The 25,107-nt window shown below is 33.7% G+C and carries 19 protein-coding genes and 2 pseudogenes; 15 read left to right on the top strand and 6 right to left on the bottom strand.

Annotated elements, in window-relative coordinates; all coding sequences use genetic code 11:
• The first annotated feature begins 83 nt into the window (after window positions 1-83).
• The 3 genes from J3U71_RS06255 (at window position 84) to J3U71_RS11645 (ending at window position 3,133) form a co-directional block, all read left to right on the top strand.
• The gene (locus J3U71_RS06255; protein WP_267393181.1) at window positions 84-1,484 is read left to right on the top strand and encodes an FAD-binding oxidoreductase; all 1,401 of its coding nucleotides are present in this window, start codon (window positions 84-86) and stop codon (window positions 1,482-1,484) included.
• 489 nt (window positions 1,485-1,973) lie between these two features.
• Window positions 1,974-2,102, top strand: coding sequence for a hypothetical protein (locus tag J3U71_RS06250; protein ID WP_267393179.1), 129 nt, complete (start codon window positions 1,974-1,976; stop codon window positions 2,100-2,102).
• Between the two features lie 959 nt (window positions 2,103-3,061).
• Window positions 3,062-3,133 carry an IS3 family transposase gene (locus J3U71_RS11645; protein ID WP_374106794.1) on the top strand — a complete coding sequence of 24 codons (72 nt, stop codon included), beginning with the start codon at window positions 3,062-3,064 and terminating at the stop codon, window positions 3,131-3,133.
• Window positions 3,134-3,767: 634 nt separating this feature from the next.
• Here the strand turns inward: J3U71_RS11645 and J3U71_RS06240 are convergent.
• Both J3U71_RS06240 and J3U71_RS06235 read right to left on the bottom strand, forming a co-directional pair.
• On the bottom strand, window positions 3,768-4,946 hold the full coding sequence (locus J3U71_RS06240; protein WP_267393163.1) for an SAM-dependent methyltransferase: 1,179 nt from the start codon (window positions 4,944-4,946) through the stop codon (window positions 3,768-3,770).
• Between the two features lie 82 nt (window positions 4,947-5,028).
• On the bottom strand, window positions 5,029-5,643 hold the full coding sequence (locus J3U71_RS06235; protein ID WP_220268099.1) for a lysophospholipid acyltransferase family protein: 615 nt from the start codon (window positions 5,641-5,643) through the stop codon (window positions 5,029-5,031).
• 58 nt (window positions 5,644-5,701) lie between these two features.
• Between J3U71_RS06235 and J3U71_RS06230 the strand changes: the two genes are divergently transcribed.
• From J3U71_RS06230 to J3U71_RS06195, 8 genes are all read left to right on the top strand, one after another.
• Window positions 5,702-6,733 carry a GIY-YIG nuclease family protein gene (locus J3U71_RS06230; protein WP_267393159.1) on the top strand — a complete coding sequence of 344 codons (1,032 nt, stop codon included), beginning with the start codon at window positions 5,702-5,704 and terminating at the stop codon, window positions 6,731-6,733.
• A 157-nt stretch (window positions 6,734-6,890) separates the two neighbouring features.
• Window positions 6,891-7,676 (top strand): 30S ribosomal protein S2, encoded by a 786-nt coding sequence (rpsB, locus tag J3U71_RS06225; protein WP_220268097.1) that lies wholly within the window; start codon window positions 6,891-6,893, stop codon window positions 7,674-7,676.
• Window positions 7,677-7,711: 35 nt separating this feature from the next.
• Window positions 7,712-8,587: a translation elongation factor Ts gene (gene tsf, locus J3U71_RS06220; protein ID WP_267393156.1), complete on the top strand. Its 876-nt coding sequence runs from the start codon at window positions 7,712-7,714 to the stop codon at window positions 8,585-8,587.
• 158 nt (window positions 8,588-8,745) lie between these two features.
• Window positions 8,746-10,767, top strand: a complete 2,022-nt coding sequence (locus J3U71_RS06215; protein ID WP_267393154.1) for an FAD-dependent oxidoreductase — start codon at window positions 8,746-8,748, stop codon at window positions 10,765-10,767.
• Between the two features lie 108 nt (window positions 10,768-10,875).
• Window positions 10,876-11,721: a MerR family transcriptional regulator gene (locus J3U71_RS06210; protein WP_267393152.1), complete on the top strand. Its 846-nt coding sequence runs from the start codon at window positions 10,876-10,878 to the stop codon at window positions 11,719-11,721.
• 77 nt (window positions 11,722-11,798) lie between these two features.
• Entirely contained in the window at window positions 11,799-12,515 is a 717-nt protein-coding gene (locus J3U71_RS06205) for a GntR family transcriptional regulator (protein WP_267393150.1), read from the top strand.
• 115 nt (window positions 12,516-12,630) lie between these two features.
• Window positions 12,631-14,031, top strand: coding sequence for a PTS sugar transporter subunit IIC (locus J3U71_RS06200; RefSeq protein WP_267393148.1), 1,401 nt, complete (start codon window positions 12,631-12,633; stop codon window positions 14,029-14,031).
• An 8-nt stretch (window positions 14,032-14,039) separates the two neighbouring features.
• Complete coding sequence (locus tag J3U71_RS06195) at window positions 14,040-15,554, top strand: sialate O-acetylesterase (protein WP_267393145.1); 1,515 nt, start codon at window positions 14,040-14,042, stop codon at window positions 15,552-15,554.
• Between the two features lie 346 nt (window positions 15,555-15,900).
• On the opposite strand, the pseudogene J3U71_RS11640 reads toward J3U71_RS06195, so the two are convergent.
• Both J3U71_RS11640 and J3U71_RS06190 read right to left on the bottom strand, forming a co-directional pair.
• Window positions 15,901-15,975: pseudogene (locus J3U71_RS11640) on the bottom strand (hypothetical protein); the annotation flags it as partial.
• A 610-nt stretch (window positions 15,976-16,585) separates the two neighbouring features.
• The gene (locus J3U71_RS06190) at window positions 16,586-17,182 is read right to left on the bottom strand and encodes a helix-turn-helix transcriptional regulator (protein ID WP_267393359.1); all 597 of its coding nucleotides are present in this window, start codon (window positions 17,180-17,182) and stop codon (window positions 16,586-16,588) included.
• A gap of 59 nt (window positions 17,183-17,241) precedes the next feature.
• Between J3U71_RS06190 and J3U71_RS06185 the strand changes: the two are divergent.
• The 3 genes and pseudogenes from J3U71_RS06185 (at window position 17,242) to J3U71_RS06175 (ending at window position 20,562) form a co-directional block, all read left to right on the top strand.
• Window positions 17,242-18,648, top strand: a pseudogene (locus J3U71_RS06185) (glycoside hydrolase family 1 protein).
• 72 nt (window positions 18,649-18,720) lie between these two features.
• A complete protein-coding gene (locus tag J3U71_RS06180) occupies window positions 18,721-19,029 on the top strand; it encodes a PTS sugar transporter subunit IIA (RefSeq protein ID WP_267393143.1) in 309 nt (102 codons plus the stop codon).
• Window positions 19,030-19,632: 603 nt separating this feature from the next.
• Window positions 19,633-20,562: a phosphate/phosphite/phosphonate ABC transporter substrate-binding protein gene (locus tag J3U71_RS06175; RefSeq protein WP_267393141.1), complete on the top strand. Its 930-nt coding sequence runs from the start codon at window positions 19,633-19,635 to the stop codon at window positions 20,560-20,562.
• A gap of 753 nt (window positions 20,563-21,315) precedes the next feature.
• Here J3U71_RS06175 and J3U71_RS06170 read toward each other — a convergent pair.
• The gene (locus tag J3U71_RS06170) at window positions 21,316-22,761 is read right to left on the bottom strand and encodes an FAD-dependent oxidoreductase (protein ID WP_220268089.1); all 1,446 of its coding nucleotides are present in this window, start codon (window positions 22,759-22,761) and stop codon (window positions 21,316-21,318) included.
• Window positions 22,762-22,775: 14 nt separating this feature from the next.
• The gene (locus J3U71_RS06165; protein ID WP_220268088.1) at window positions 22,776-24,020 is read right to left on the bottom strand and encodes an MFS transporter; all 1,245 of its coding nucleotides are present in this window, start codon (window positions 24,018-24,020) and stop codon (window positions 22,776-22,778) included.
• Between the two features lie 104 nt (window positions 24,021-24,124).
• Here J3U71_RS06165 and J3U71_RS06160 point away from each other — a divergent pair, with 104 nt between their 5' ends.
• Entirely contained in the window at window positions 24,125-25,021 is an 897-nt protein-coding gene (locus J3U71_RS06160) for a LysR family transcriptional regulator (protein ID WP_267393135.1), read from the top strand.
• Window positions 25,022-25,107: the final 86 nt, after the last annotated feature.

Genomic DNA, 25,107 nt, shown 5'->3' with positions numbered 1-25,107 from the left:
TTGACAGCGTTTACATAAAAGAGTAGATTATTTATGTCAGATATTAATTAAGTTTATGATTTAGGAATGGGAAGAAAAATATCATGGAGTATCATAAAATAGACCAAACTGATCGGACAAACTTAAGTAAATTTATTTCCGATCCAGAACGTTTTATTAATCAACCTACAAAGCACTGGGATCACGATCAATTTCGAACAGTAACCGCTCTGCCGGACCTGGTTATTCAACCGGTTAATAATGAAGAAGTTATCCAAGTAGTTAAGTATGCGAATGAAAAGCATATTCCTTTGGTACCACGGGGTAATTCAACTGGCTTGATGGGAGCCAATTTATCTGTTGACGGCGGTATATCTCTTGATATGGTTAAAATGAATAAAATCTTGGAATATGATCCAGATGGCTTAACAATGACTGTACAAGCAGGAATAAGATTAAAGGATATCGAAGAATATTTGGCTGATAAGCCATTTACTTATATGCCAGCACCTGCAATGCATTGGGCAACAATTGGTGGTAATGTTTCAACTAATGCTGGTGGGTTAAAGGCAATTAAATACGGCGTAACCAGAGAGCATATTCGTGAGTTAAAAGTGGTTTTAACGAATGGCAAATTATATAAGTTTGGTTCTAAAGCGGTAAAATCATCTTCCGGCTACTCTTTAAAAGATTTAATTATTGGAGCAGAAGGAACGCTTGGTGTGGTAACGGAAGTAACATTGAGACTATATCCTAAACCACATAAGACAATCAATGCCATCATTCCTTTCCCAACTTTAAATGATGCTATAAAATCAGTACCAGCAATCTTAGCTTCAGGAGTTGTACCAACAACTGTTGAATTTATGGGCAGAAAAGTAATTAAGTTATGGGAAAAATATGCTAATGATGAATTTCCAATCAAGAATGGTGATGGTTTTATCATTATGGGCCTAGACTCATTCACTGAAGGAGAATGGCGTGCAGAATTGGATCAAGCACTAGAAACTGTTAAAAAGTTTAAAGCTGAAGAAGCAATTGTTTTAAGTGCAGACTCTGAAGAAGCTAAAAAGATTTGGAAGTGTCGGGAAGAGCTATTGTTGGCAATTCAGAAATCAACGCCAAAAATGGATGAAATTGATGTTTGCGTACCAATTAATCATATTCCTGATGTGCTGGACCGAATTGAAGAGTTAGAAAAAGAGCTAAAGATCAGAATTCCTAGTTTCGGTCATGCTGGCGACGGCAATTTGCATATCTATCTCTGCTCCGATGAAATGACACCAGAAGAATATGCTAAAACAAGTGATAGAGTCATTTCTGAACTTTATAAAACTGCAAAGTCATTAGATGGTAATATGTCTGGTGAACACGGAATTGGCTATGCACGAGCAAATTATTACGAGAAATTTTATGGCCATGACTACACAGAGCTATTGCGCCAGGTCAAAAAATTATTTGATCCAAATGACATTGTTAATCCAGAAAAAATCTTCAAAATGTAAATTTTGGCAAAAAAAGTCTGGGAAGAAACTAGCTTTTCAAGCAATAAAGAAGCAGACAAAAGACCTTTTTTATGTTAAACCTAAAATTAGGACACTTTATTAGCTGCAAACTGAGGACTAACTTTCGATATTCAATCGGAGTTAGTCCTTTTAGTTTGATTATCCTTTTATTTCCATTATTAAAAACATTATAATTTAAATTTAATAAAAAAGATGTATAATACAATTATTAAATCTAATTGCCATAGAGATTTCTTTTAAAATTGTTGATTTTAATATTATTTATTTTTTAATTTTAAAGGAGAACAATTATGAAATTAAATAAAGCTTTAGTTACCAGCCTAACTGCACTAGCACTAGGTCCATTGGCAGCAACTTTAGGAATGGAATTGTTATTACACAAATAGTGCATGTAAATACTATGGAAACTAATTCAACAAGTGATGCAGAGAAAACAACATACTTTACCAATAAAGAGTTTTTTCTACCATGGGAAAATATGGTTATGGTGTTGTGAAAAAAGCATATAAAGATGCCTTAGTGCAGAATATGATGCGTGCTGGTGGCACCTATATAAACAGTGCTCTTACTAAGGTGATTGTTGCTGATGGAGTATGATGGCTCTTAACAGAAGCATGTCTTGGAGCAGCAGTTGTTGAGAATGCTAAAAATGTCATACCATTTGTAACTAGTAGTGCAGGTAGTAAAGCTATGGAAAGAGGAATTTGGGTAAGATGTAGTAATAAGGGTAATTTAGTTAGCTAGGGATACCAATAAAAATTTGTTTAATTATAGTAGGTAGGAAGATGAATAAAATGAAAAAATATCAAGAACAGATTTTAAAACGCAAAACAAACCGAAAGGATTAAAGTTTTTAAATTTTTTGATTGGTTGTTTTGAAGTAATAATAATTGGGGCTATTGCTAAATTGTATTGGCCTTTCTGGACTAATATTAACAAATTCCTCGTGTTTATTATTTTTCTAGTCGGTTTTATTGTCATCTCTCCTACCTTATTAAAGTTAACTAAGTATTTCTATTATAAATTCAGCAAATAACCCCTTATGTTTAATTTAGGCTAAAACCTAATAAATGTAAAAAATATGAAGTCTGGAAAAACCGACTCTTTTAAAAAAGAAGCAGACAAAACACTTTTGTGAAGTGCCCCCAAAATGAGGGGCTATTTTTATGTCTAAATTATCTAAACAAGATAAAATTTGAGTCTATCATCTTTGGCATGACTACCAAATTAGTACTACTGAATTAAGTCAGCGTTATCGGGTTGGCAGGTCTAATATTGATTACTTGTTGGCTTTGATTAACGGTCACGGTCTATCTGTTTTAGACCAACCTTTCACTACTTATACAAATAGTTTTAAGAAGCAGCTCTCAAGCGTAGCTCAAAAACCATGGCATTAGCCAATCAATTTCACACAAGGGTAATTTCCTTGCTAAAATAATGGATTAATGGAAAGCTTCTTTGAAATACTTAAATGAGAAATGTTTTATGGTTTTTAAAAGTAATTTAAAAATCTCAATGAACTAGAAGACGCATTCAGAGTCTACGTAGAATATTACATTCAAAAAAGAAGCAAAATCAAACTAAAAGGACTAACTCCGATTGAATATCGAAACTTAGTCCTTAGTTAGCAGCTAATAATGTGTTTTAATTTTATGGTTCACAGCAAAAAGTATTTTGTCTGCTTTTTACTCCTTTCTGCCCACCAAAGTTGACTATTAAGACTGCTCCTTTGCCAATATTTTTTCTAATTCATGGTCATTAGCATTAATCCTAGATCATTTTCAACTTTTGCCTGCTTGCTGTCGCTAAAGTTATTAATCGTGTTATAGGACATGGTCTGCTGGTCAACCAAATATATCATGGGTAGATTTTCAGTTAGCACTGGACAGTCATCTTGCGACCGGAAAAAGCATTACAGCTATAGATAAAAAGCAAGATTTTAAGCATATGAGCCAGATAACCAGTAGCCGAAGGATCACCTTCAAGACCGGCTAGGGGAGTGGAATTGACAAACTAACTAATTGCATAAACTGATTGATTTTTCGAGATAATAAAGTCTAGATTAAGTACTAAAACGGGTTAACCTGTAATATAATCTAGGTACATTATTTTTGATCTCCGTTCTGTTTGAAGATTGGTAATCAAAGAATAGTAAGACCAAGAGAAAATGTATACAGAAAAAACGTTGAACCAGTGAGTTCAACGTTTTTTTAATGATCTAAAAAAATAGATTTTCCAACCTCTTTTTTATTGCAGTATAACTTATTGACCTAACATATAGTCGCGTGTCACTGGCAAATTTTTACCAGAAGCACCTTTTGTTAACAAATACTGGACAACGTCAATGTTGCCTGATTCAAAGGAGGCAGCACAGGCCTGTAAGTACAAGTCCCACATTCGAGTGAAGCGTTCACCCATTTTCTTTTCAATAACATCTCGTTGCTTATTAAAATTATTGTCCCAAATTTCCAAAGTTCTTTGATAATGGCGTCTTAGCATTTCCATATCATCAATTTGCAAGCCACTTGCAACGATGTGATGAACGTTTTCTTCTAAACCAGGGATATAACCACCTGGGAAAATGTAACGGTCAATCCATGCGTTACTTGCTCCACCTTGCTGACGAGTTATGCCGTGAATTAACGCAACGCCATCCTTTTTAAGGTATTTGGCAATATCGGCGAAATATTGACCCAAGTTTTCTTTGCCAACATGCTCAAACATCCCCACAGATGTAATATAATCCCACTGCTCATTACCAAGTTCCCGGTAATCTTCAAGCTTAACTTCAGCCACATCTTGCAGGTTTTCGTCATAAATCTTCTTTTGGACGAGCTTGTACTGTTCTTCACTTAGAGTGACACCGGTAACTTTTAAGCCATATTCTTTAGCTGCGGTGAGCATTAAAGTTCCCCAACCGCAACCGATATCTAGTAAAGTTTTACCTTTTTCAGGATTCAGTTTGTCAAGAATATGTTTAATTTTGTCAATTTGTGCTTTTTCTAAGTCATCCTCATTGCCCTTTTTAAAATAGGCACATGAGTATGTCATGGTTGGATCTAACCAAAGACGGTAAAAATCGTTTCCGATATCGTAATGACTTTGAACGTCTTTTTCACTTTGTTCTTCAGTGTGTTTTTGGTGAGGCATAAATTTACGAAACTTGCTGGAACGCATAAAACTATCAGCACTTTCATAAGCACCAAAAATCAGCTTCTGCAAACTACCATTTATTTCGATTTTTTTGTCCATATATGCCTCTCCTAAAGCTAGGGAAGCATTGCGCGTTATATCACTAATTGGAATTTTTTCATTAAAAATAATTTCAATATTGGGAGTGCCATTGCCGTATATTTCACTTTTGCCATCCCAATAAGTTACCTTAATTGGAAAGGGAAATGATTTGCTTAGCATCTTCTTATAAAACGACTTTTCTAACAATTTCAGAATTCCTCCATTCAATTACTGTTGTAATTTATTTTAACACTACAAAAAAAGACAGAAACCTTTCGGATTCGATCTTTTATTCTGCATGATAATGAAAAGCTGGATTTTGTTCCTGATCAATTTTTTTCCAAGCATCTTTTAACTGATTATCTAGAAGTTGTTCATTTTCGTGAGTTAACCTTATTTTTGGATCTACCCGAAAGGGTTGCCCAAAACAAACTTCTAATGGCTTTCTCTTTAATAATCCAGTAAAAGTTAATGGTCCCTGATAAACAACTGGAACGATTGGTTTACCAGATAATTTAGCAATGGCAATTGTCCCACTTTTAAGTTCAGCGGAATGACGAGTGCCGGATGGGAAAATAATCAGTGAGTAATTGCCTTTTCTTAATCCCTTTATTGGGGTTTTTAGAGCGGAAGGGCCTGGATTTTTACGATCAACTGGAAATGCATGTGCGTGCTTTAAAATAAACCGCAAAATTGGATTTTTGAATAATTCAATTTTAGTCATAAACATAAATTCCTTAGGGCTAGCAGCTAATGCAAATAAAATCGGTTCCCACCAAGTACGGTGAGGTGCAGCCAAGATATAATTTCCCTCGGGAATACGATCTTGATGATTAACATGTAAATGCCCGTTTAACACCCACACAATGAAGCGGGCGATGGGCCGTATAATGTGATAAAACATATTTTCCTCCAATGATGTAAAATATTATAGCAAAGCTTTGCGAAGGGATAAAATATTTATGGTAAATTTGAGCAAAAATGAACGAATCGACTATATGTATAGCGATGATTTAAAAATTATTCAAGATAAAGATGCCTTTAGTTTTTCACTTGATACCTTATTATTGGCGGCTATGGCCAAAGACGCGATTAAAGATAGCTCTAAAGTTGCAGACTTATGTTCTGGCAATTGTGCTGCTAGCATTTATATGGCTTATTTTAACCGAGCAAAGTATGATGCAGTTGAAATTCAACCAGAAGCTGCTTCACAGGCTATGCGTTCTGTCGAATTAAATCAAATGGAAAATCGGATCCATGTTTTTCAAAAAAATGTTAAGGATGCCGCTCAATTTTTGCGAAAAGATTCTTATGATGTGGTTGTTATCAATCCGCCTTATTTTAAGGTTGCCAAAGATCACAAGGTTAATCCTGATCCTAAAAAGGCAATTGCCCGCCATGAAATAATGATTACTTTGGAAGAAATTATTGCAGTTGCTAGTGGCTTATTAAAAATGAAGGGGAAAATGTACATGGTTCATCGACCTGAACGGTTAAATGAAATTGCCTATTTTTGTTTAAAACATGACCTAAGTATTAAATTCATTCAGCCTTATGTTTCTCATCGCGGCGAAGATACAAACTTGATTATAATTGAAGCTGTCAGGCACACTGCTAGTGATGGCTTAGTTTTAAAAGATGCTATTGAAGTCCACGATCACGACGGCTCATTTTTACCAGCGATTCAAAAAATCATTCGCGAAACACCAGAAGAAAAAGCCAAGCACGATCAACAAGCAAAATATTACTTTTATGTTTTATTGTGCAGCGATGGAAGTTTTTATGGTGGCTTTACTAACAATTTAACTAAAAGGCTTGAGGCCCATAATTCGGGGAAGGGCGCAAAATATACTAAAAATAGGCGACCAGTCAAAATGATCTATCATGAAGAATTTAGTGATAAACGCTTAGCTTTAAAAAGAGAATATTGGTTTAAACACCATACACGCCAATGGAAAGAAAATTTTTTACATGAGCATGCTGTTAATTTTTAGACTTGATTCTTGGCCTTAAATTTAGTATTATTTTATTTGTGTGTTGTGTAAATACACAGTTAGAAAACATCAAGAGCGATCAACGTTTTGGTGCCAAACATTGGTGAAGCGTTGAAATGACCGCTTGAGAGGACTAAAACCATAGGAGGAATTTATTATGTCAGTAGTTTCAATGAAACAATTACTTGAAGCTGGTGTCCACTTCGGTCACCAAACTAGAAGATGGGACCCTAAGATGGCTCCATATATCTTCACTCAAAGAAACGGTATCTACATTATTGATTTGCAAAAAACTATCAAGATGTTGGATGACGCTTATGCTTTTGTTAGAGCCGTTGCTCAAGACGGTGGAGTTATCTTGTTTGTTGGTACAAAGAAACAAGCACAAGATTCAATCGCTGAAGAAGCAACTCGTGCAGGTCAATACTACGTTAACCAACGTTGGTTAGGTGGTACTTTGACTAACTGGAAGACTATCCAGAGTAGAGTTCAAAGATTAAAAGATTTAAAGAAGATGTCAGAAGATGGTACCTTTGATGTATTACCAAAGAAGGAAGCTTCACTTTTGACTAAAGAAATGGACAAACTTGAAAGATTCTTAGGTGGTATCGAAGATATGCCTAGAATTCCTGATGTTATGTTCGTAGTTGACCCTAAGAAGGAAAAGATTGCTGTTCACGAAGCTAACATTTTAGGTATCCCTGTTGTTGCTATGGTTGACACTAATACTGATCCAGATCCAGTTGATGTTGTTATTCCTTCAAACGATGATGCAATCCGTGCCATTCGCTTAATTTCAGGTGCAATGGCTGATGCAGTTATCGAAGGAAAACAAGGCCAAGATGACAGCGATGCAAACGTTGAAGCTGAAATGGCTAAAGACGCTGCAGCTGATGACGCAGAACAAGCAGCTGAAACTGAAGATAGTTCAGAAGAAGATTAATTTAATAATTAGCTTTTATTTGGAAGGATACATCAATGGCAAATATTACTGCTAAACAAGTTAAAGAGTTACGTGATCGTACTGGTGCCGGAATGATGGACTCCAAGAAGGCTTTGGTTGAAGCTAACGGAGACATTGAAAAGGCAATTGATATCTTAAGAGAAAATGGTGTTGCTAAAGCTGCTAAGAAGAGTGGTAGAATTGCTGCTGAGGGTTTAGCAGAATACGCTTTTGAAGGTAACACTGCTGCTCTTGTTGAAATTAACTCAGAAACTGATTTCGTTTCATCAAATGATAAGTTCATTAAGTTGGTTGATGATGTAACTAAGGCTATTCTTGCTGCAAAGCCAGCTAACGTTGAAGAAGCTTTAAAGGCACCAATGGGTGATTCAACTATTGGTGAAGAAATCACTAACTTAACTGCTGTTATTGGTGAAAAAATCACTTTAAGAAGATTTGAATTAATTAATAAGAACGATGATGAAGTTTTTGGTGCTTACAAGCATAACGGCGGTGCAATTGTTGCTGTTGTTACTTTAAAGGGTGATAGCGAAGAAGCAGCAAAGAACATTGCAATGCATGTTGCTGCAATTAACCCAGAATACCTTGATAAGGATTCTGTTCCAAAGGCTGACTTTGATCGCCAAAAGGCTGTTTTCACTAAGGAAACTGAGAATGAAGGCAAACCTGCCAACATTATTCCTAAGATTGTTGAAGGTCGTGTCAACAAGTACTTAAGTGAAATTTGTTTAGTTGACCAACCTTACGTTAAAGATGGCGACATGACAGTAGCTGAATATGCTAAGTCAGAAGGCTGTGAAGTTGTTGCCTACACTCGTTATGAAGTTGGCGAAGGTATTGAAAAGAAGCAAGAAGACTTTGCTGCTGAAGTTCAAGAACAAATGAAATAAATTTGATTTATATATTAATTAAGACTCCTATCAATAATGATGGGAGTCTTTTTGATTAGGGAATTAGTGATTATTTTCACGTTTCTCCTTGACGATGAAGTAACTTCATCAATTAAAATTAATGATGTAAGCGATTTATTAAAAAGGAGATTATTAAAATGAGAAAAAAATTTTTTACAGGTAAAGGCAAGGGTTTTAAAAGCGAAATTGTTGTAAAAGGTAAGGTTGAGGATAAAAAAATTACCAATGTGGAAGTTGTTTCAAGTAATGATACAAAGGAAATTGGTGAAACTGCTTTACCAAAGTTGGTTGAAGAAGCAAATCAAACCAAAAAATTTCACGTTGATGCAGTTTCAGGTGCTTCAAGGACATCTAAGGGTTTTAACGATGCTTTAAAGGACATCGAAAATCAGTCTAAGGGAGTTAAGAAGAGTACTGAGACAAATGTGAATGATGGAACGTATTCTATTACAGTAACTTCTTTTGTTGAAAATCAAGGTCTTCCAGGTTCTGGAAAAGCATTAATAAAAGTCACTTTTAAAGACAATCAAATTAAAGATATAAGTGTACCAAAATACACTGATACACCAGTTATTGGTGGTATGGCTTTCGATATATTAAAAAAAGAAATTATTAAAAGCCAGTCAACTTCGGTTGATGCAATCACGAGTGCTACTATCTCTTCAAATGCTTATCTTTCGGGCGTAGAAAAAGCAATAGATAAGGCTGGTGGCAATCCAACTGCTTTTGCAAACCGTCCTATTGTCAAGCCAACTCCAAAACACGAAGAATTGAGCACTGATATAATCGCAATTGGTGCAGGCTTAGCTGGCTTTAGTGCTGCATTAGAAGCTGCTGAAGATGGTGCTAAGGTGATGCTGCTCGAAGCAGGACAAACTTATAGCAGTTCAACTTCACGTGCTCAGGGCTTCGTAATGGGTGCAAATACTGACGAACAAAAACGTCGTGGAATTAAAGATAATACTGACGATTTTTATGACGATTTGATGGAAGTCTATGGTGATGAGCCAAACATAGAACCGAAACTTTTACGTAAATTAGCAAATGAGTCGGCGAGTTACATTAAGTTTTTGGAAGATCAAGGATTAACTTGGGATAAAGTAGTTAACATTTCGCCAAAAAAGCCTCGATTGACTAAGCGGGCTCATACTATTAAGGGTATGGGTACAACTTTGATGACAGTTTTAGTAAATTCTGCCCAAAAAAAAGGAGTTGACTTACGACTCGGTACTAAGGTTGATGAGCTAATTGTTGATAATGGTGTGGTTAAAGGTGTTAAAGCTACAACTGTAAATGGTGATGAGCTTACAATACGTGCATCTGCCGTGATTGTATGTGTTGGATCTTACACTGCAAATCTTGGCTTGATTAAAAAATTAAACCCGAAGATGACCAATATTGAGGTAAGAGTTGGAAACGGAAATGGTTCAGCATTTAAGTTTTTCAATCAGGTTAATGCAAAAATTATTGAGGTTCCTTATCTGCAATTCATGTATTACTTTTATGGAAAGTCATTTGGTGATAAGTTTCCAGAAGCTATACCAGAATCACCAACTTTGCCTAATTATGATGTTCTTTCGGTTGATGGTGGTGGAAACCGGTTAGCATCAGAAGATGATTTTACCTTTGAATTTACCAAACGCTGCTGGTATAACGGATATGATGAAGGTTATGCAGTTTATGGGCAAAAAACGGCAGAAAAATATCCAATTATGACAGAATTGGGCTTGACCAAGAGAACTGCTCACAATAAAAATTTTGGTTACAAAGAAGAAAGTATTGAAAAATTGGCTCAGGATGTTGGAATTAACCCAAGTAACCTTAAGAAGACAATTGATAGGTATAATATGCTATGCGACAAGGGGGAAGACGAAGATTTTCATAAAAACCCTAATAATATGGTTAAAATAACTGCACCATATTACGTGTTACGGTTGCCACAAATTTGTTCTGACGGCTATACGGGTGCAAAAATTAATGAGCATGCTCAAGTAATTAATCAAGATGACCAGCCTGTTACTGGTTTATATGCAGCCGGTTCTTGTGCTGATGGTCAAGTAATGGGGATTGATTACTATGGTGATGGCATGTCTCTTCTAATTTGTGGTGTATTTGGTCGGTCAGCTGCAAAAGATGCAGTCTCCAAGTTAAAAAAGTAAGAATAATAAATAGTTTTATAGAGACCGTGAAATTTTTAGGCCCACGGTCTTTTTTTCTGCTTTAATTGATATATAAAGAGAATCGCTTGATCAAAGGGGTAATAAAAGTTGAAAAAAAAGACAAATTATCCGTATGAGTATACATCTTCAGAGTTGGGAAAGTTTTTTGGAATTTCGATTAAAGGAATTGAATACTATGAAAAGAAAAAGTTGGTAAAGCCTGAGCGGGTTGGCAAAAACAAACAGCGTCGCTTTAACTTGAAAGAAACCTATCGCATATTTATGGCAAGATATTTACGACAGGCCGGTTTTGATATCAGTGAAACTTTGGAGATTCTTAATTCTTCTAATAAAGAGAAATCCTTAAATTCATATGAGGAGCTTTTACAAAACTTGCAATTTAAAAGAAAGCATCTAGAAGCCGTTATAGAAGTCATGAATCACAATCTGGCACTTTTAGAAATGGCCAAAAAGAAGCAACCAAAATTTGAATTGATTAAGTCGCCAATTTTTAAAAGATTATTTCTACGTGAAATGAATGGTCCACACCAAAGCAATGAAAAACAAACTGAAGAATATTGCCAATGGAATATGCTTTTACCTATTTCAAACGCATCTTTGCGCTACAAAAAAGCAGATATATTAAAGAAAAACTCCTGCATAGAGCCTGAAATGGACATGATTATTACGAAGAATTATTTCAAAGAATTTGGCTTGAAAGTAAGTGAAAGAGTTGAAGAAGTACCTTCAACAATTTGTCTTCATACTGTTTTGATAGGTAATGCTCAAGACATAGAAAGAAAAATTTGGTTTAATTCTGTCAGAAAGGAACTTAAAAAACGTAAATTTCTCTTAAATGGCGATATAATTACGGCTCTTTTGCTGGTTTTAGACAATGAAAAAACAAAGATTCGTTACGATGAGGCTTGGATTCCCGTGATTAAACTAAGATAAAATTTTGAGAATACGACAAAATAATAATAATGGTAAAATTAATTTGATATATCAAATTATTGCTTCGAGATGAAAATATGAAAGAAACACCCAAATATCTTTTAATTGCAAAAAAACTGAGACACGAGATAGAAACTGATGAGTATCAGGCCAATGATCAGCTTCCTAAAGAATTGGATTTGGCTAAATCATATAACGTTAGTCGAATTACTGTGCGAAATGCATTAAAGGAACTCGAAAATGATGGTCTTATTTATCGAATACAAGGAGCTGGGACTTACGTAAAGGAACACCAATTTACAAAGTCATCTACGAATACTGAGCTTTTGGAAATGGTTAATCTTAAAAAATATAAACTGCATCTGCTTGATTTCGAAGTAGGACCAGTAGCATCTAAAATCTATGAGGCTCTAAAAATCAACTCTTATGATGTTGTGTATACCATTAAACGTGCGGCTGTAACTATTAATAAACAATTGGTTGCTTTTCAGAAGATATATATCCCTGCTAAAGTTATTCAAGGTTTAAATATGGAAATGTTAGAGTCCTCGATCTATCCACTAGTAAAAGAAAAGGTTGGTGTTCAGCCTAAAAATGCAATGCGATCTATATCTTTAATCAATGCCAGTTCCGAACTTATAGACGCGTATAAACTGAATAAAAAAATAGTGAGCCAAGAGCCACTACTTAAATGCCTGCAGATTTCTTATTTGGAAGATGGTCGTCCTTTTGAATGGAATCAAACATACTATCGAATTACTAGATTTCCAATAAAAGAATCAATTATCCTCTAAAAATATTAGTATTTGTTATACCAACTATTGACTCCGTCAAAATATGTTATATCATATATTTGTAACGTCAAATAAAGCGCTTTCAATAAAGATATATTATAAAAAGGAGAAAGTTATGATTGGGAATTCTGTGCCGTCGGGCCTGAAAAAATTTGAAAATAATTTTATTAGAATTGCTGGAAAAATATCTGGCAATAGGTTGTTGTTGACCTTACGCGATACGTTTGTTCTTGTAGCAACTACAACAATGATTGCTGGGTTCGGCATTATGATTCAAAATGTTTTTATCGATCCGGTGAATGGACTGATCTTCGGCAAACAAGGTCTTCAACTTGGACGGATACTAACCGGCTCTTGGAGTGCTTGGCAAAAAAATGGATTTGAACTGGGGCTTCAAACAATAGCAAATTTAATTGGGCTAGTTTCGAATGGAACTCTAAATATTTTCGCTTTGCTTTTATCAGTGATTTTCAGTTGGGAAGTTTCATCAAGATTTTATAATAACAGAGTAGAGCACATGACTGATGTTTTGTTTGGTCTTGCTGCATTTTTTATATCAATTCCATGGAATTTTCAATACTCAATTCCTGATACGAAAAAAGCAGTTAATGTTTTAAACTATATTGACACGCAGTATCTAGGTACTCAGGGCGTATTTGCAGCAATCCTAATTAGCGGGTGTGCTGTTTGGATTTATAATAAGCTAATGCAAAAAAATTTCACAATTCAGTTGCCCGATTCTGTTCCGCCTGCAGTGGCGCAAAGCTTTTCATCTCTGATTCCTGGTTCAATTACGTTAGGCATTTTCATAGTTTTAACTGGAATCAGTACTTCCTTAACAGGAAAAACTATGCCTGCTTTGTTCTTAGCCGTTCTTCAGGCTCCAGCATTAGCAATTTCAAAAACAAATGCTTTTGCTTTTGTTTCACAATTTACTTGGAGTCTTCTTCAGTGGTTTGGTATTCATCCAACTTCAATTTGGGGAGCTATTTTTGGAATGACTTGGACCATTAACGACACGCAAAACATGCTTGGTCAAGCTCATCACATTTTTTCAACTTTGTTTATGAACTATACATCAATTGCCGCTGGCACGTTCTCACTATCACCGGTATTAGCTATTCTTATTGCTTCCAAACGTGTTGCTACCAAGAAGATTTCAAAAGTTGCATTATTTCCAGCAATTTTTAATATTTCAGAACCAATAACTTTTGGATTACCGATAGTTTTAAATCCTATTTATTTCATTCCATTTGTTATAGCTCAACCATTAGCATTTTACATCGGGTACTTTTTTACCAAAATTGGATTTATTACTCCAATTGTGAACAATGTTCCATGGACTGTTCCAACCCTGCTTTCAGGGCTACTTTACACAGGGAACATTCGGGGGGTAATCGTTCAAGCTATAAGCTTGATAGTTACGACTCTAATATATATACCGTTCGTGAAGATGGACAATAGAATTAATGCTGATAATATTGAAGCGAAAGAAATGAATAAAACCGATTATTAAGGTGAAACATGAAACTTAATCAAAATATATTAGCTGATGTCTTTCAATCGAATATGATTCTGCCCCTAAACAAAAATTTAGAATTAGGTGGACATGTTAAAGCTAATGAAGAGGTTCAAGTCATATTTAACAAAAAAGTATATAGGACGAAATCAAATAAACTGGGTGATTGGCGATTACGAATGCCGGCGGTAAGCAATAGTAAAGCGAAAGGATCAATTACTGCTTTTTCTGCCCAGAGAAAACAGACCATTACAAATATTAAATTTGGGAGAGTGTATTTACTTAGTGGTCAATCAAACATCGAATTTCGTTTGAGGGATGAGCTAAATTTTTCTGAAATGAAAGATAAATTGCAGGATGGTGAACTAAAAGATTTGTACTATTACAATGTCCCACAAGTTGATTATATTGATCCTAAAACGCATAGATTAAAACCCAAAAATTTGCAACCAGAAAAATGGCATCAAGTTAATGCCAATAATTGTGGAATGATGTCCGCCATAGGTTTTTATATGATGAAAAGTATGCGTGAGAATGGAATAAAAGAACCGATAGCCATTATTGACTGTTTTAAAGGTGGAACCTCGGCCAGTGTATGGATTAAGGTAAAAACTTTGGAAAAAGATTATGAACTTAATCAGCTTTATTTAGTTAAATATTTTAATGAAATTCGAGGTAAAAGTTGGGAAGATTTTGATCTTGCAACTAAAGAATATAATTTGAAAGTAGATAAGCATAATCGAGAATTGAAACTATTTTTAAAAAATAATTCAACTATTTCTCTGAGTGACGCAAAGAATATTGTTGGCCATACTCCATGGCCCCCGCCAGCACGTCCAGATTTATTTACTCGACCAGGGGGCTTATATGAAACAATGATGATCCAGATTAAAAACTGCGTTTTTAATGGTATGATTTGGTATCAAGGGGAAAATGATGTTGATCGTGCTTCCCAGTACCACAAGTTACTACCTTTATTGATTAAAACATGGAGAAAAAAGCTGAAAGATGCTTCCTTACCAGTTAAAATAATTCAACTACCAGGTTATGCTGATTATCCTGAAAATTCTGGTGCAATAATTAGACAAGTTCAGGAGCTAGTATCTGAAAAAATGACCAATGTTGATTTAGTTTCCTTTATTGATGGCGGAGAAGAACACAATATACATCCACTTAACAAAAAAATAATGGGCGAACGTCTAGGAACGATTATGGCTGGTAATACATATTCCGGTACGCCGTATATATATAAATACAATTATGATAAAAATATGCTAACTTTATGGGCGCTTAAGTGTAAAAAGCTCAAAATAACAAAAAAGGTTTTCTTCAATTTGATTATTGATGGAAAACCGCAAACACTTGAGATTATGAATAACAACTTAAGTGAAAACAAAATAAAAATAGAGTTAAAGCGAAAACCTGAGCAAATATCTTATGCCTTTGAAAATTATACAAAGAATATTGGCCTCTATAATGAAATAGGTTTTCCTGTTTCACCCTTTAAGTTTATCTTATAAAGTGGCTGTAAAAATCACTTATATTTTGAGTTATTAAATTTACTTCTTTTTGATAAACAGAAGTAAAGATATAACGTTTCAACATTTGAAAAATAAAGCATTAGTTGGTGATTTAGTTCAAGAAAAAGTCGCTAAAAGAAATTAGATCTTATTTTGATTGATACCAAAAAAGAGCATATTCTTTATTAATTATAATCTTTAAGACATGGTAATAAATTAAGATTATGGCATTAACTGTTGAATACTCCAATAATATTTGAGTAAGCGGGAGCCAAACTTGATTTTTAAAGAATAGTTTAAGCTATTTTTCTAGTGAAGTGCAATTAAAAAGTTAATCAATTTATCATCATGCAAGGCTCAATACACGATTCCGATATTTGATCGGAGTCGTGTATTTTGATTTGTTTGATTTTCGGAGGTGGTTGAACCATTAAACGTATTTGTGCAGTACTGCTTGCATTTCTGCTAGTGTACTGATTTTAAGTTAGTTAAATTTTTCTTGAGTCAATAGTCTGAAAATTATTTTTTCGGAGAATTATTGTTGCGGTTGTCCTTAAGGGGTATGCTTCGTTTAATCTTCATTTGCATTAGCTTAGCCTAATTAATGCCATATTCTCTGCTTAAGCCCATCAAATGTTTTGGCCTGCTAGATATTTACAAGAAATTTCAGTTTCCAAAGCAATTGAATATTTAATCATAGAAAAGGCTTCTAATACTTAGATTAATGTCTAACTATTATAAAGTACGTCATTATGTAAAGGAGCCAAGCAGGTTATTAGAATACAATATATGGTTTCCTTAAATGACAATTTAACGCTGATTTTATTACAGTATTCTATACTTTAAAAAAAGATGCTTTCTTTTTAGTAAAAATAATATTGGGTTTAATCACACTTATTGACTTTGAATAGCGTGATTTTTTATTTTCCAGAAATTTGACTGTTAAGCTTCTATATCATCGTAAATAAAGTTATATAGAATTATTTTAGTTAAAGCTTTAAACCAACTTAACTACTTAAAAGGCTTTTAATTTATTTATTTTCTGAATTGCGTAAATGAAGATAAATCGTGTTTTTTGATATATTCAACTGATTGTAAACCGCAGGAATAGCCTTTTTTATTCCAAATATTCCTTCCTTTTTAAGTCTAAGTATAATTTCTTTATTTTTATTCTTAGTTTTGATTGTTGTATCGACATTTACCGATGCTCGTGCGCGGTTTACAGCAGCAGCAATCACTTCTTCAGTAGAATTGTCAAAGTTTTCAATTACCTGTGTATGTTGAAGAGAATTATGCTGTGGAATGAAGCTTCCCATAATGCGTGTAAAGGGAGTGTTAAGATAAAAATTTATGCATAATAAGCCAATAATGCGGTCTTTATTCCCTCTAATTGCTACTGTCATGCCCTTAATGGGTTCACCCGTAGAATTACGGTTAAAGTAAGTCATATAATTGTCCGGTAATTTACCCGCTTCAATTTTTTCGAGTATGTGGAGCGCTAACTCCGTAATCGGATCACTAATTGTTCGGGCTCTTAAGTTACCATTGCAGATAGCAATAATGGATTTATCGTAATTTTCCAAACTGTGCAGAACTATTTCGTAACCTTCGCCTAAATAATGAGATATTGAAACGGATCAAGGAAGCCTTGCTAAAATATACAAGCTGATTTTAAAAAGATGAAAAAATGCGCAAATTAAAAAAGTTCCCTGAAAATTTTTATTGGGGAGGAGCATTAGCAGCCAATCAAGTAGAAGGTGCTTGGAATGAGGATGGTAAAGGTCCCAGCATTACTGATGTAATGACTGCTGGTTCTCATGAGGAGCCGCGCAGAATTGCCACGGAAATTTTTCCCAATACATATTATCCTTCACATAAAGCAATTGAATTTATCATGATTATCGTGAAGATATCAAGTTGCTCGCTGATGAAGGTATAAAGATGCTACGTATTTCAATACCGTGGACCAGAATTTTTCCAAATGGGAATGACCAAGACCCAAATGAAGCAGGACTAAAATTCTATGATCGGATTTTTGCTGAATTGGAAAAATATAATATTGAACCATTGGTAACAATTTATCATAATGATTTTCCTCTGAATTTGACAAAAATTGGTCAAGACTGGTCTTCTAGAAAAACGATTGAAGATTTTATGCATTTTGCTAAAGTAGTAATGTTTCGTTATAAAACGATGTTAGGTACTGGATTCCATTTAATGAAATTAATGATCTCACTGTTTCACTAGGAAATTGGAATGATGGCGGAATTATTAACCAAGGAACTAAAGACTTTCAACTTCAAGTTGATGAGCCTAACCGTCGTTTTCAAGCTTTGCACAACCAGATAGTGGCTAACGCTAAAACTGTCCTTTTAAGTAAAAAATTCAATCATAAGTTTAAGTTTGGCTCGATGATTTGTCACATTACTGTTTATCCTCTGACTTGCAGTCAAGATGATATTTTGGCAGTACAACATGAAGACATGTTTAGAAACTGTTTTTGCGGTGATGTTCTTCATCGCGGTGAATGCCCCTATTATGCACTTCAATATTTCAGAAAAATAATATTCACATTGACGTTACGCCAGAAGATAAAGAAATACTGGAAAAGGGAATATGTGATTATTATACTTTTAGTTATTACATGACGGTTTGCAAGACGCCCCACCCTGAAAATAAAAAAAGCACATCAGGCAACATTATGGGTGGAGCCAAAACCCTTATCTTGAAGTTAATGACCGGGACTGGCAAATAGACCCTAAGGGTTTGCGGTATACTCTAAACCATGTTTACGATCGATACCGCCTTCCAATTATAATCACCGAAAACGGTCTAGGAGCACACGATGAATTAACCTCAGATAATTTGATTCATGATAATTACAGAATTGATTATACAAAGAAACACTTTCAACAGATGCAGGAAGCTATAACAGACGGAGTTGACTTCATTGGATATACTTCTTGGGGGAATTATTGATCTAGTTAGCTGTTCTACTGGTGAAATGTCAAAAAGATACGGATTTATCTATGTCGATGCTGACGATCAGGGTAAAGGAAGTTTTAAACGTTATAAAAAGGACAGTTTTTACTAGTATAAAAAAGTGATCTCATCTAATGGGCAAGATTTATCAGTTGAACCAGAAAAATAAGATTGGAAGATAATAGTGTTTAATTTGTTTAAGAAAAAAACAAAATGTGTTGAATTTGTTTCACCTGTTGATGGCCAGGTAATTCAAATAACCGACACTAATGACGATATGTTTTCGCAAAAAATGCTAGGAGATGGCTTTGCTGTCAAACCATCATCTGATTACATCTATGATCAGGTGAGCGGCTTAATAACCTCTGTTTTTTCGACTAAACATGCGGTAGGCCTGAAAACTGAGGAAGGGATCGAAGTTTTGCTTCATTTAGGCATTGATACGGTAGAACTTGCTGGAAAACCTTTCAGCATTAGACTAAAAAAGGAATAGAAAATTGTTGCTAGAGAAGCCGCTGAAACGATGAATCAAGAGGATGTAATAAAAACTGGTAAAGATGACACAGTAATTGTAATTTTTACTAATTTTAACAAAGATATGCATATTTTGAAAATCACTAAAAAAATGTCGTTCATAGCGCAGAAATTGGGGAAATAGAAATTACCAAATTGGTAAAAAACTTGTTAATTTGCTCTGAATTTTCGTTTGCAAAATAAGAAGTTATGAAACTAACCAAATAAATTACCAAAAGTGGAATGCTATCGTTTAAAAATTGCAATCCTTTTTTGTCAACAAGTAGTACAAATGTAAAGAACAAATTAATATAAAGCTTTAATAGTAGGTGCTTTTTTGTTATTATTCTCTTAGATGAAAGTAGTAGATGAAGGTAAAAAGAGAACTTGGTATGAAAAATATTGCAAATAAATCTAATGCGAGTTTAATAGCCCCGATTTGTTCTTGTTATAACATCAGAAAGTTAACTCTACTTTTAATTAAAAAATAAATCATCAACTTAACAGTTTTCGCTTTTGCGTTTAATTATTAATTTTTTTAATTACTAGTTTTTCGCCCTGGTGGCTGGAGGTAATCATTATAATGAAGAATTTTAATAAGTTTCTTTTGGGTATCACTGCTGTTGTCAGTACAGTACTTCTTGCGGGATGTTCAAATTCTAATAGGAAACAAAGTGACAGCGGCACGCCCAAGTCTTTGAACGTCCAGTTTGTGCCGAGTGTAGCGGCAGACAAAATGGAAGGTCGTGCTAAACCGATTGAAAAGATGCTGTCAAAGCGTCTGGGCATTCCGGTTCATGTTTCGGTTTCGACCGACAATAATGCGGTAATTGAAGCTATGAAGTCTAAGAAAGTCGATGTTGGTTTTCTGCCAGCCGATGCTTATGTGCAGGCCCACAAACAAAATGCTGCAGATGTTCTTTTGCAGTCTGAACGTTATGGCTTAAATGCGCCAAATGGCACTTGGACTAAAAAGTTAGTTCATACCCTTCGCTCAGAAATTTTAGTAAGAAAGGGGTCACCAATTAAAAGTTGGAAAGACCTCAAGGGTAAATCAATTTCCATACAAGGACCAACATCAACTACTGGTTATATTTTCCCGATTGCTGAATTAAAGAAAAAGGGACTCAATGTTCCGCAAAGCTGCAAGTTGGTAACTGTGACAGGTCATGATCAAGGGGTTCTCAACGTTTTAAATAAAGATACTGATGCGGCCTTTGTCTTTGAAGATGCCCGGAATAATGTTTTAAAAGATAATCCCAAAATCAAATCTCAGGTTGTGCCAATCTACTTTACGCGCCCAGTACCTAACGACACAATTTCTGTTGTGCCGTCGATGTCAAAAGCGTTCCGTGAAAAATTGGCTAAAGCATTCATTGCAATCGGCAAATCAAAAGAAGGTAAAAAAGTAATTGAAAGCGTTTATGATCAAGAGGGATACATTCGCGCTAAAGACAGTGATTATAATATTGTACGCAAATACCAAAAAATTGCTGAAGCGGTTGAAAAATAACTTTAAAAAAGCTAATACTCGAATATAATTATATTAAAATCCTACATAAAAAGAGTAACTAAGATTGCCCCTTTTATAATAGAAAAACGTTGAACCTACAAGTTCAACGTTTTTTGTATCCTATGATAGTATTCTTTCAAAACTCTTTATATAAATTAAACAGGAATGAAAACTTTGGTCTTTGGCAAAACTAATATTTAAGGCCATAGAATTGAGTGGTCAAAATAATATTATTGATCTTTTTGCTTTCAGAAATCTTTATTTATGGTAAGAATATTTTAAATCTATACATTATATTCAAATGTTTTTAAAAATACAGGTAAATAAGAGAACGGCATCAGGCACTACACTACTCCTCAAGAGTGGCCTTTAATATGGGGCTAATTTTTACAAATCACGGCTGTTAGTACAGCATTCCATAAAATTCTAAGACTAGCATATAAATCATATAACCAAATAGTCCGTGTTAAACTTATACAAAATTCCTAAGTTAATAGTTATGGAAAATTTCCTTAGAAAAATTGATGCAATTAATTTCTATGTACTTTAAACAAGGCTTTGACAATCTAATTGAATTAGAAATAGCAATCCGAAAGTTTTCAAGATACTATAACAATTAAAAATTGAAGAGAAAATTGATATCAATTAATATATGATTTAAAAATCGACACAAATTTATTACACATCTTTTATTTGAGAATTAGTATAAATGCTTTATCTTTTTTTACCACTCAGTTTTCATTTGTTACTATTTTAATTAAACTTTTTTTTAATTGAAATTATCGCATTTCTTCCAGAAAAAACACAGTACCCAGCATGACTACCTGGAACCTCTACAGCGTAAGTATCACCATACATTATTCCAGATCCATCACTGCCGATTGCATAAAGACCCTTAATTTTTTTTCCTTCTTGATCTAATACTTGATTATCGATATTAACCTTTAAGCCATCTCCAGTTGTATATGCACCACATCCAACTTCAATAGCATAAAAAGGGCCACTATCAATTGAAATCATGTATTTCTTTGGTTTGCCAAAATCGAAATCTTTCTTTTGCTTTACTAGCTGGTTATAACGATTTACTGTTTTAATAAGATGTGGAGTATTGATAATATTTTGTAGATCTTTAATCGAATTTGCTACGTTAATAAATTCATTTTTATTATTTACGTAATCATCGATTTCTTTTCTTAGGTTAGGAATTGTGGTGGCTTTATAAAAAGGATGCATGTCCTTGATTATTGAAGTATCAGTTAAATAATCAATTAGTTTTTGATCTAAAATAACAAATACTTTGTCTTGGCGATTGATTGCGTTACCTTGACATGACCAATCATCAACCGCATGATTTTCATCAATAAATCGGTCTCCTTGCTCGTTTACCCAAAGGCAAGGCTGTGCAGATACTACTAAACCACCTAAATTTGATTCCCATAGTTTGTATGGGGGAATATTTTCATCTTTTAACTGAGCTCCAAATCTCATTTTCATTCCAGTAAAATACTTTTGTGCGCCTAATGACCATGCAATTTTTAATCCATCTCCTGTACTTTTACCTGAGTTCATTGGTAATATCTTATTTTTTTCAGTAAAAGTTGTCTCCTTAAGTAATTTTTCATTATTAAGATATCCACCAGTTGCTAAAATCAAATTTCTAGTCAAAACCTTTTCCGTAGAATTATCTTTTGAATTAACCACTTTAATTTCAAAATCTTGATTAGAAATTTTATATACACTTTCAGCTTTTACTTGCGTCTTTATTTCTATACCTTTAACTTTAATGTATGGTTCAAGTCCCATATGAATTGCATTGTATCCAAGGCCTTCAAATAAATGCCAGGTATCCAGTCCTGTACCTAAACTGGCCACTTCACTAAACTTTACCCCGTGTTTTTGAAGCCAAGATATATTTTCAGCGGACTCTTTTATGTACTTTTTCCACATATCGTGATTAGCTTGATAATGGGAGTAGTTCATTTCTTCTTTCAAAACTTTATTTTTATCAATACTTATATTCTGTTTTTTTTGCAAGGAAGAATCAGCTGCGAAAACTCCTTCGACATAATTTCCCGATCCACCAGTTGTTTTACCTTTTTCTAACACTAGAGTTTTTAATCCTGAATCAGCAGCTTCAACAGCTGCCGAAAAACCAGCCAATCCTGCACCAACTATTACAACATCGTATTCATTATTCATATTTCTTCCTCAAATTATCTCATTCTATACTTTTTTCCAACAAAAATTAAAACAATCATAATTACTGCTGCTAAAGCGCAAAAAGCAAATACTGCTAGAAAAGTTCCAAAAATTTCATATATTTTACTCAAAATTGGCATAATAAAAGCACCTGCAAAATATGAAATTGACGTAACAAGGGAAAACCCTTGATCAAATTTTTCTTCAAACATATATTTAGCGAATATCTCTTGTCCTGAACCAAATAAGCCATACGCTGAACAAACAAGTGCAGCACCAATTAAAGATAATGGAACTGATTTTAATTGATTTGCAAAAGAGAGAATTATATAAGATAAAATTCCAATTATTAACCAAAAAGGAAGAGCGTGATTTGGACCAAACTTATCACAGGACCAACCAATCAATGGTATGACAATTATCCCTACAAAAGAAACTATAGAAGCCATTAAAGCGCCATTTGTGGCGCCAATTCCCGTCACTATACCATATGTAGGAAACAGCTGCGTAATATTGCCAGAAAATTGAACTAATATTGTGAATAAAATAGTTATTAAAAATGCTCCTGATAAGACAACACTTTTAGTGGATACTTTTGAGTTGTTTGATTTACCAATTTTTTCATTTCTTTCTTTAGTAATTTTCTCTTTAGATTTTGCACCATATGGTAATAAACCTAATTTATCTGGTTTTAGTTTTACTATTAAAGCAGATGGAATTCCTAGTATTAAAGTTAATAGGGCTAAAATTAAAAATGAATTTTTCCAACCAAATTTTTGAATCAAAACAGAAGTGATTGGTGTCATAACAGAAATGTAAATAGCTTCAATAACAGAACTCAAACTAAAAGCAAAGTTTCGGCTTTTTTCAAACCAATTATTTATTACTATTCCTTGAACAACTAAACCACCAAACGCCATACAAATTCCAAGAACTGCTGCCATGACAAAGAATAAAAATAAACTCTTAGAATTTGCAATAATTACTGCGCTTAATGATGTCACTATAACAGTTATTGAAAGTTCCAAACTTAAATTTATTTTTTGAATAATTTTGCCAACAAATGGAATTACAACTGCCATTACTACTACTAACACAGTATAAAAAATGGAAACTACCGATAGTTTTACATTCATAGATTTTGCAATCGGTGTTAAAAATACGCCAATTACTCCAGAATATGTATCTACAACTGCTGCCATAGTAATACCCATTGCAACAGCAACTAACCAAGGATATATCCTTTGTTTTTTACTCATTTATCTTTCCTCCTAATTAGAAACTTCACATGATTTAATGTATCATGTAAGTAAACCCTTTCTATACAGGTATTCGAATAACTTATCATGAAAAGGAATAAATGATGGACATAGAACAACTTAGAATATTTTTAACAGTAGCCAATACTTGTAGTTTTACTGTTTCAGCAAACAAGCTGAATATGTCTCAATCTACAGTGTCAAAAAGAATAAGGGAATTAGAAAATTATTTAGAATGTCGTTTATTTCAAAGAACAACCAGAAGTGTAAGACTTACTCCAGAGGGAAGATATTTTTTCGGGATTGCTAAAAATGTTGTACATTCAATTGATTTAGCTATTTTTAATTTAAAAAAGAAAACCAAGGGATTTACTATAGGCTATTTGAATACTTATGCCGACAAAATTTTTATGCCAATTTTAATAAAAAATATTATTAAATGCTATCCTAACTGGGAAATTAATGTTAAGGAAGTTTTTCTTGATGATACTTTAAATGGGTTGATTCATGGTAATTCAAGCTTAGTTTTTGGAGAAAGAGATTGCTTTAAAGAAAATAAACATATAGAATTTTATCCGCTTCTGAAGAGCAAATATTATTTAGTTACTAATCCAAATAGTATTTTCAAAGATTATAACAAAATTGAAATAAAAGACTTAAGAAATAAGGATTTAATCTTAGGAAATATTCGTCATTACCTCCCGACTGAACAACATTTACATGATAAGATTATTGATGAAATTGGCAGCAAAAATATTGAATATGCTGATGATATGATGATAATGACCTTATTTATTAAATCAGAGAATAAATTTGGAATTTTACCTGAATATGGACTTGATAAAACAGATAAGAGTTTGCAGTATATTCCCTTGAACACAGATGTATCTACTACATTCGGAATAGGATATTTGGATACTTTAAAATATAATATTGATTTAGAAAAATTATTAAAAGTAATTCACAAATCATATGCGTATTATCGTCGAGAATTCTTTTAAATTATAAAAATAAATAAGTAAGCCAATAAAAGGATTCTCAACTAAAGATTGATGTTAAACCCCAAAATTAAGATAGTTTAATAAAT

The organism is Lactobacillus sp. B4015 (assembly GCF_026536055.1).
Lineage (GTDB): Bacteria > Bacillota > Bacilli > Lactobacillales > Lactobacillaceae > Lactobacillus > Lactobacillus panisapium.
This window is presented reverse-complemented; position numbering and strand designations above follow the sequence as displayed.

Coding starts and splice junctions, on each gene's coding strand:
- J3U71_RS06255 (WP_267393181.1), top strand. CDS start 84: ATGGAGTATCATAAAATAGACCAAACTGATCGGACAAACTTAAGTAAA.
- J3U71_RS06250 (WP_267393179.1), top strand. CDS start 1,974: ATGGGAAAATATGGTTATGGTGTTGTGAAAAAAGCATATAAAGATGCC.
- J3U71_RS06235 (WP_220268099.1), bottom strand. CDS start 5,643: ATGTTTTATCACATTATACGGCCCATCGCCCGCTTCATTGTGTGGGTG.
- J3U71_RS06230 (WP_267393159.1), top strand. CDS start 5,702: ATGGTAAATTTGAGCAAAAATGAACGAATCGACTATATGTATAGCGAT.
- rpsB (WP_220268097.1), top strand. CDS start 6,891: ATGTCAGTAGTTTCAATGAAACAATTACTTGAAGCTGGTGTCCACTTC.
- tsf (WP_267393156.1), top strand. CDS start 7,712: ATGGCAAATATTACTGCTAAACAAGTTAAAGAGTTACGTGATCGTACT.
- J3U71_RS06215 (WP_267393154.1), top strand. CDS start 8,746: ATGAGAAAAAAATTTTTTACAGGTAAAGGCAAGGGTTTTAAAAGCGAA.
- J3U71_RS06205 (WP_267393150.1), top strand. CDS start 11,799: ATGAAAGAAACACCCAAATATCTTTTAATTGCAAAAAAACTGAGACAC.
- J3U71_RS06200 (WP_267393148.1), top strand. CDS start 12,631: ATGATTGGGAATTCTGTGCCGTCGGGCCTGAAAAAATTTGAAAATAAT.
- J3U71_RS06195 (WP_267393145.1), top strand. CDS start 14,040: ATGAAACTTAATCAAAATATATTAGCTGATGTCTTTCAATCGAATATG.
- J3U71_RS06175 (WP_267393141.1), top strand. CDS start 19,633: ATGAAGAATTTTAATAAGTTTCTTTTGGGTATCACTGCTGTTGTCAGT.
- J3U71_RS06170 (WP_220268089.1), bottom strand. CDS start 22,761: ATGAATAATGAATACGATGTTGTAATAGTTGGTGCAGGATTGGCTGGT.
- J3U71_RS06165 (WP_220268088.1), bottom strand. CDS start 24,020: ATGAGTAAAAAACAAAGGATATATCCTTGGTTAGTTGCTGTTGCAATG.
- J3U71_RS06160 (WP_267393135.1), top strand. CDS start 24,125: ATGGACATAGAACAACTTAGAATATTTTTAACAGTAGCCAATACTTGT.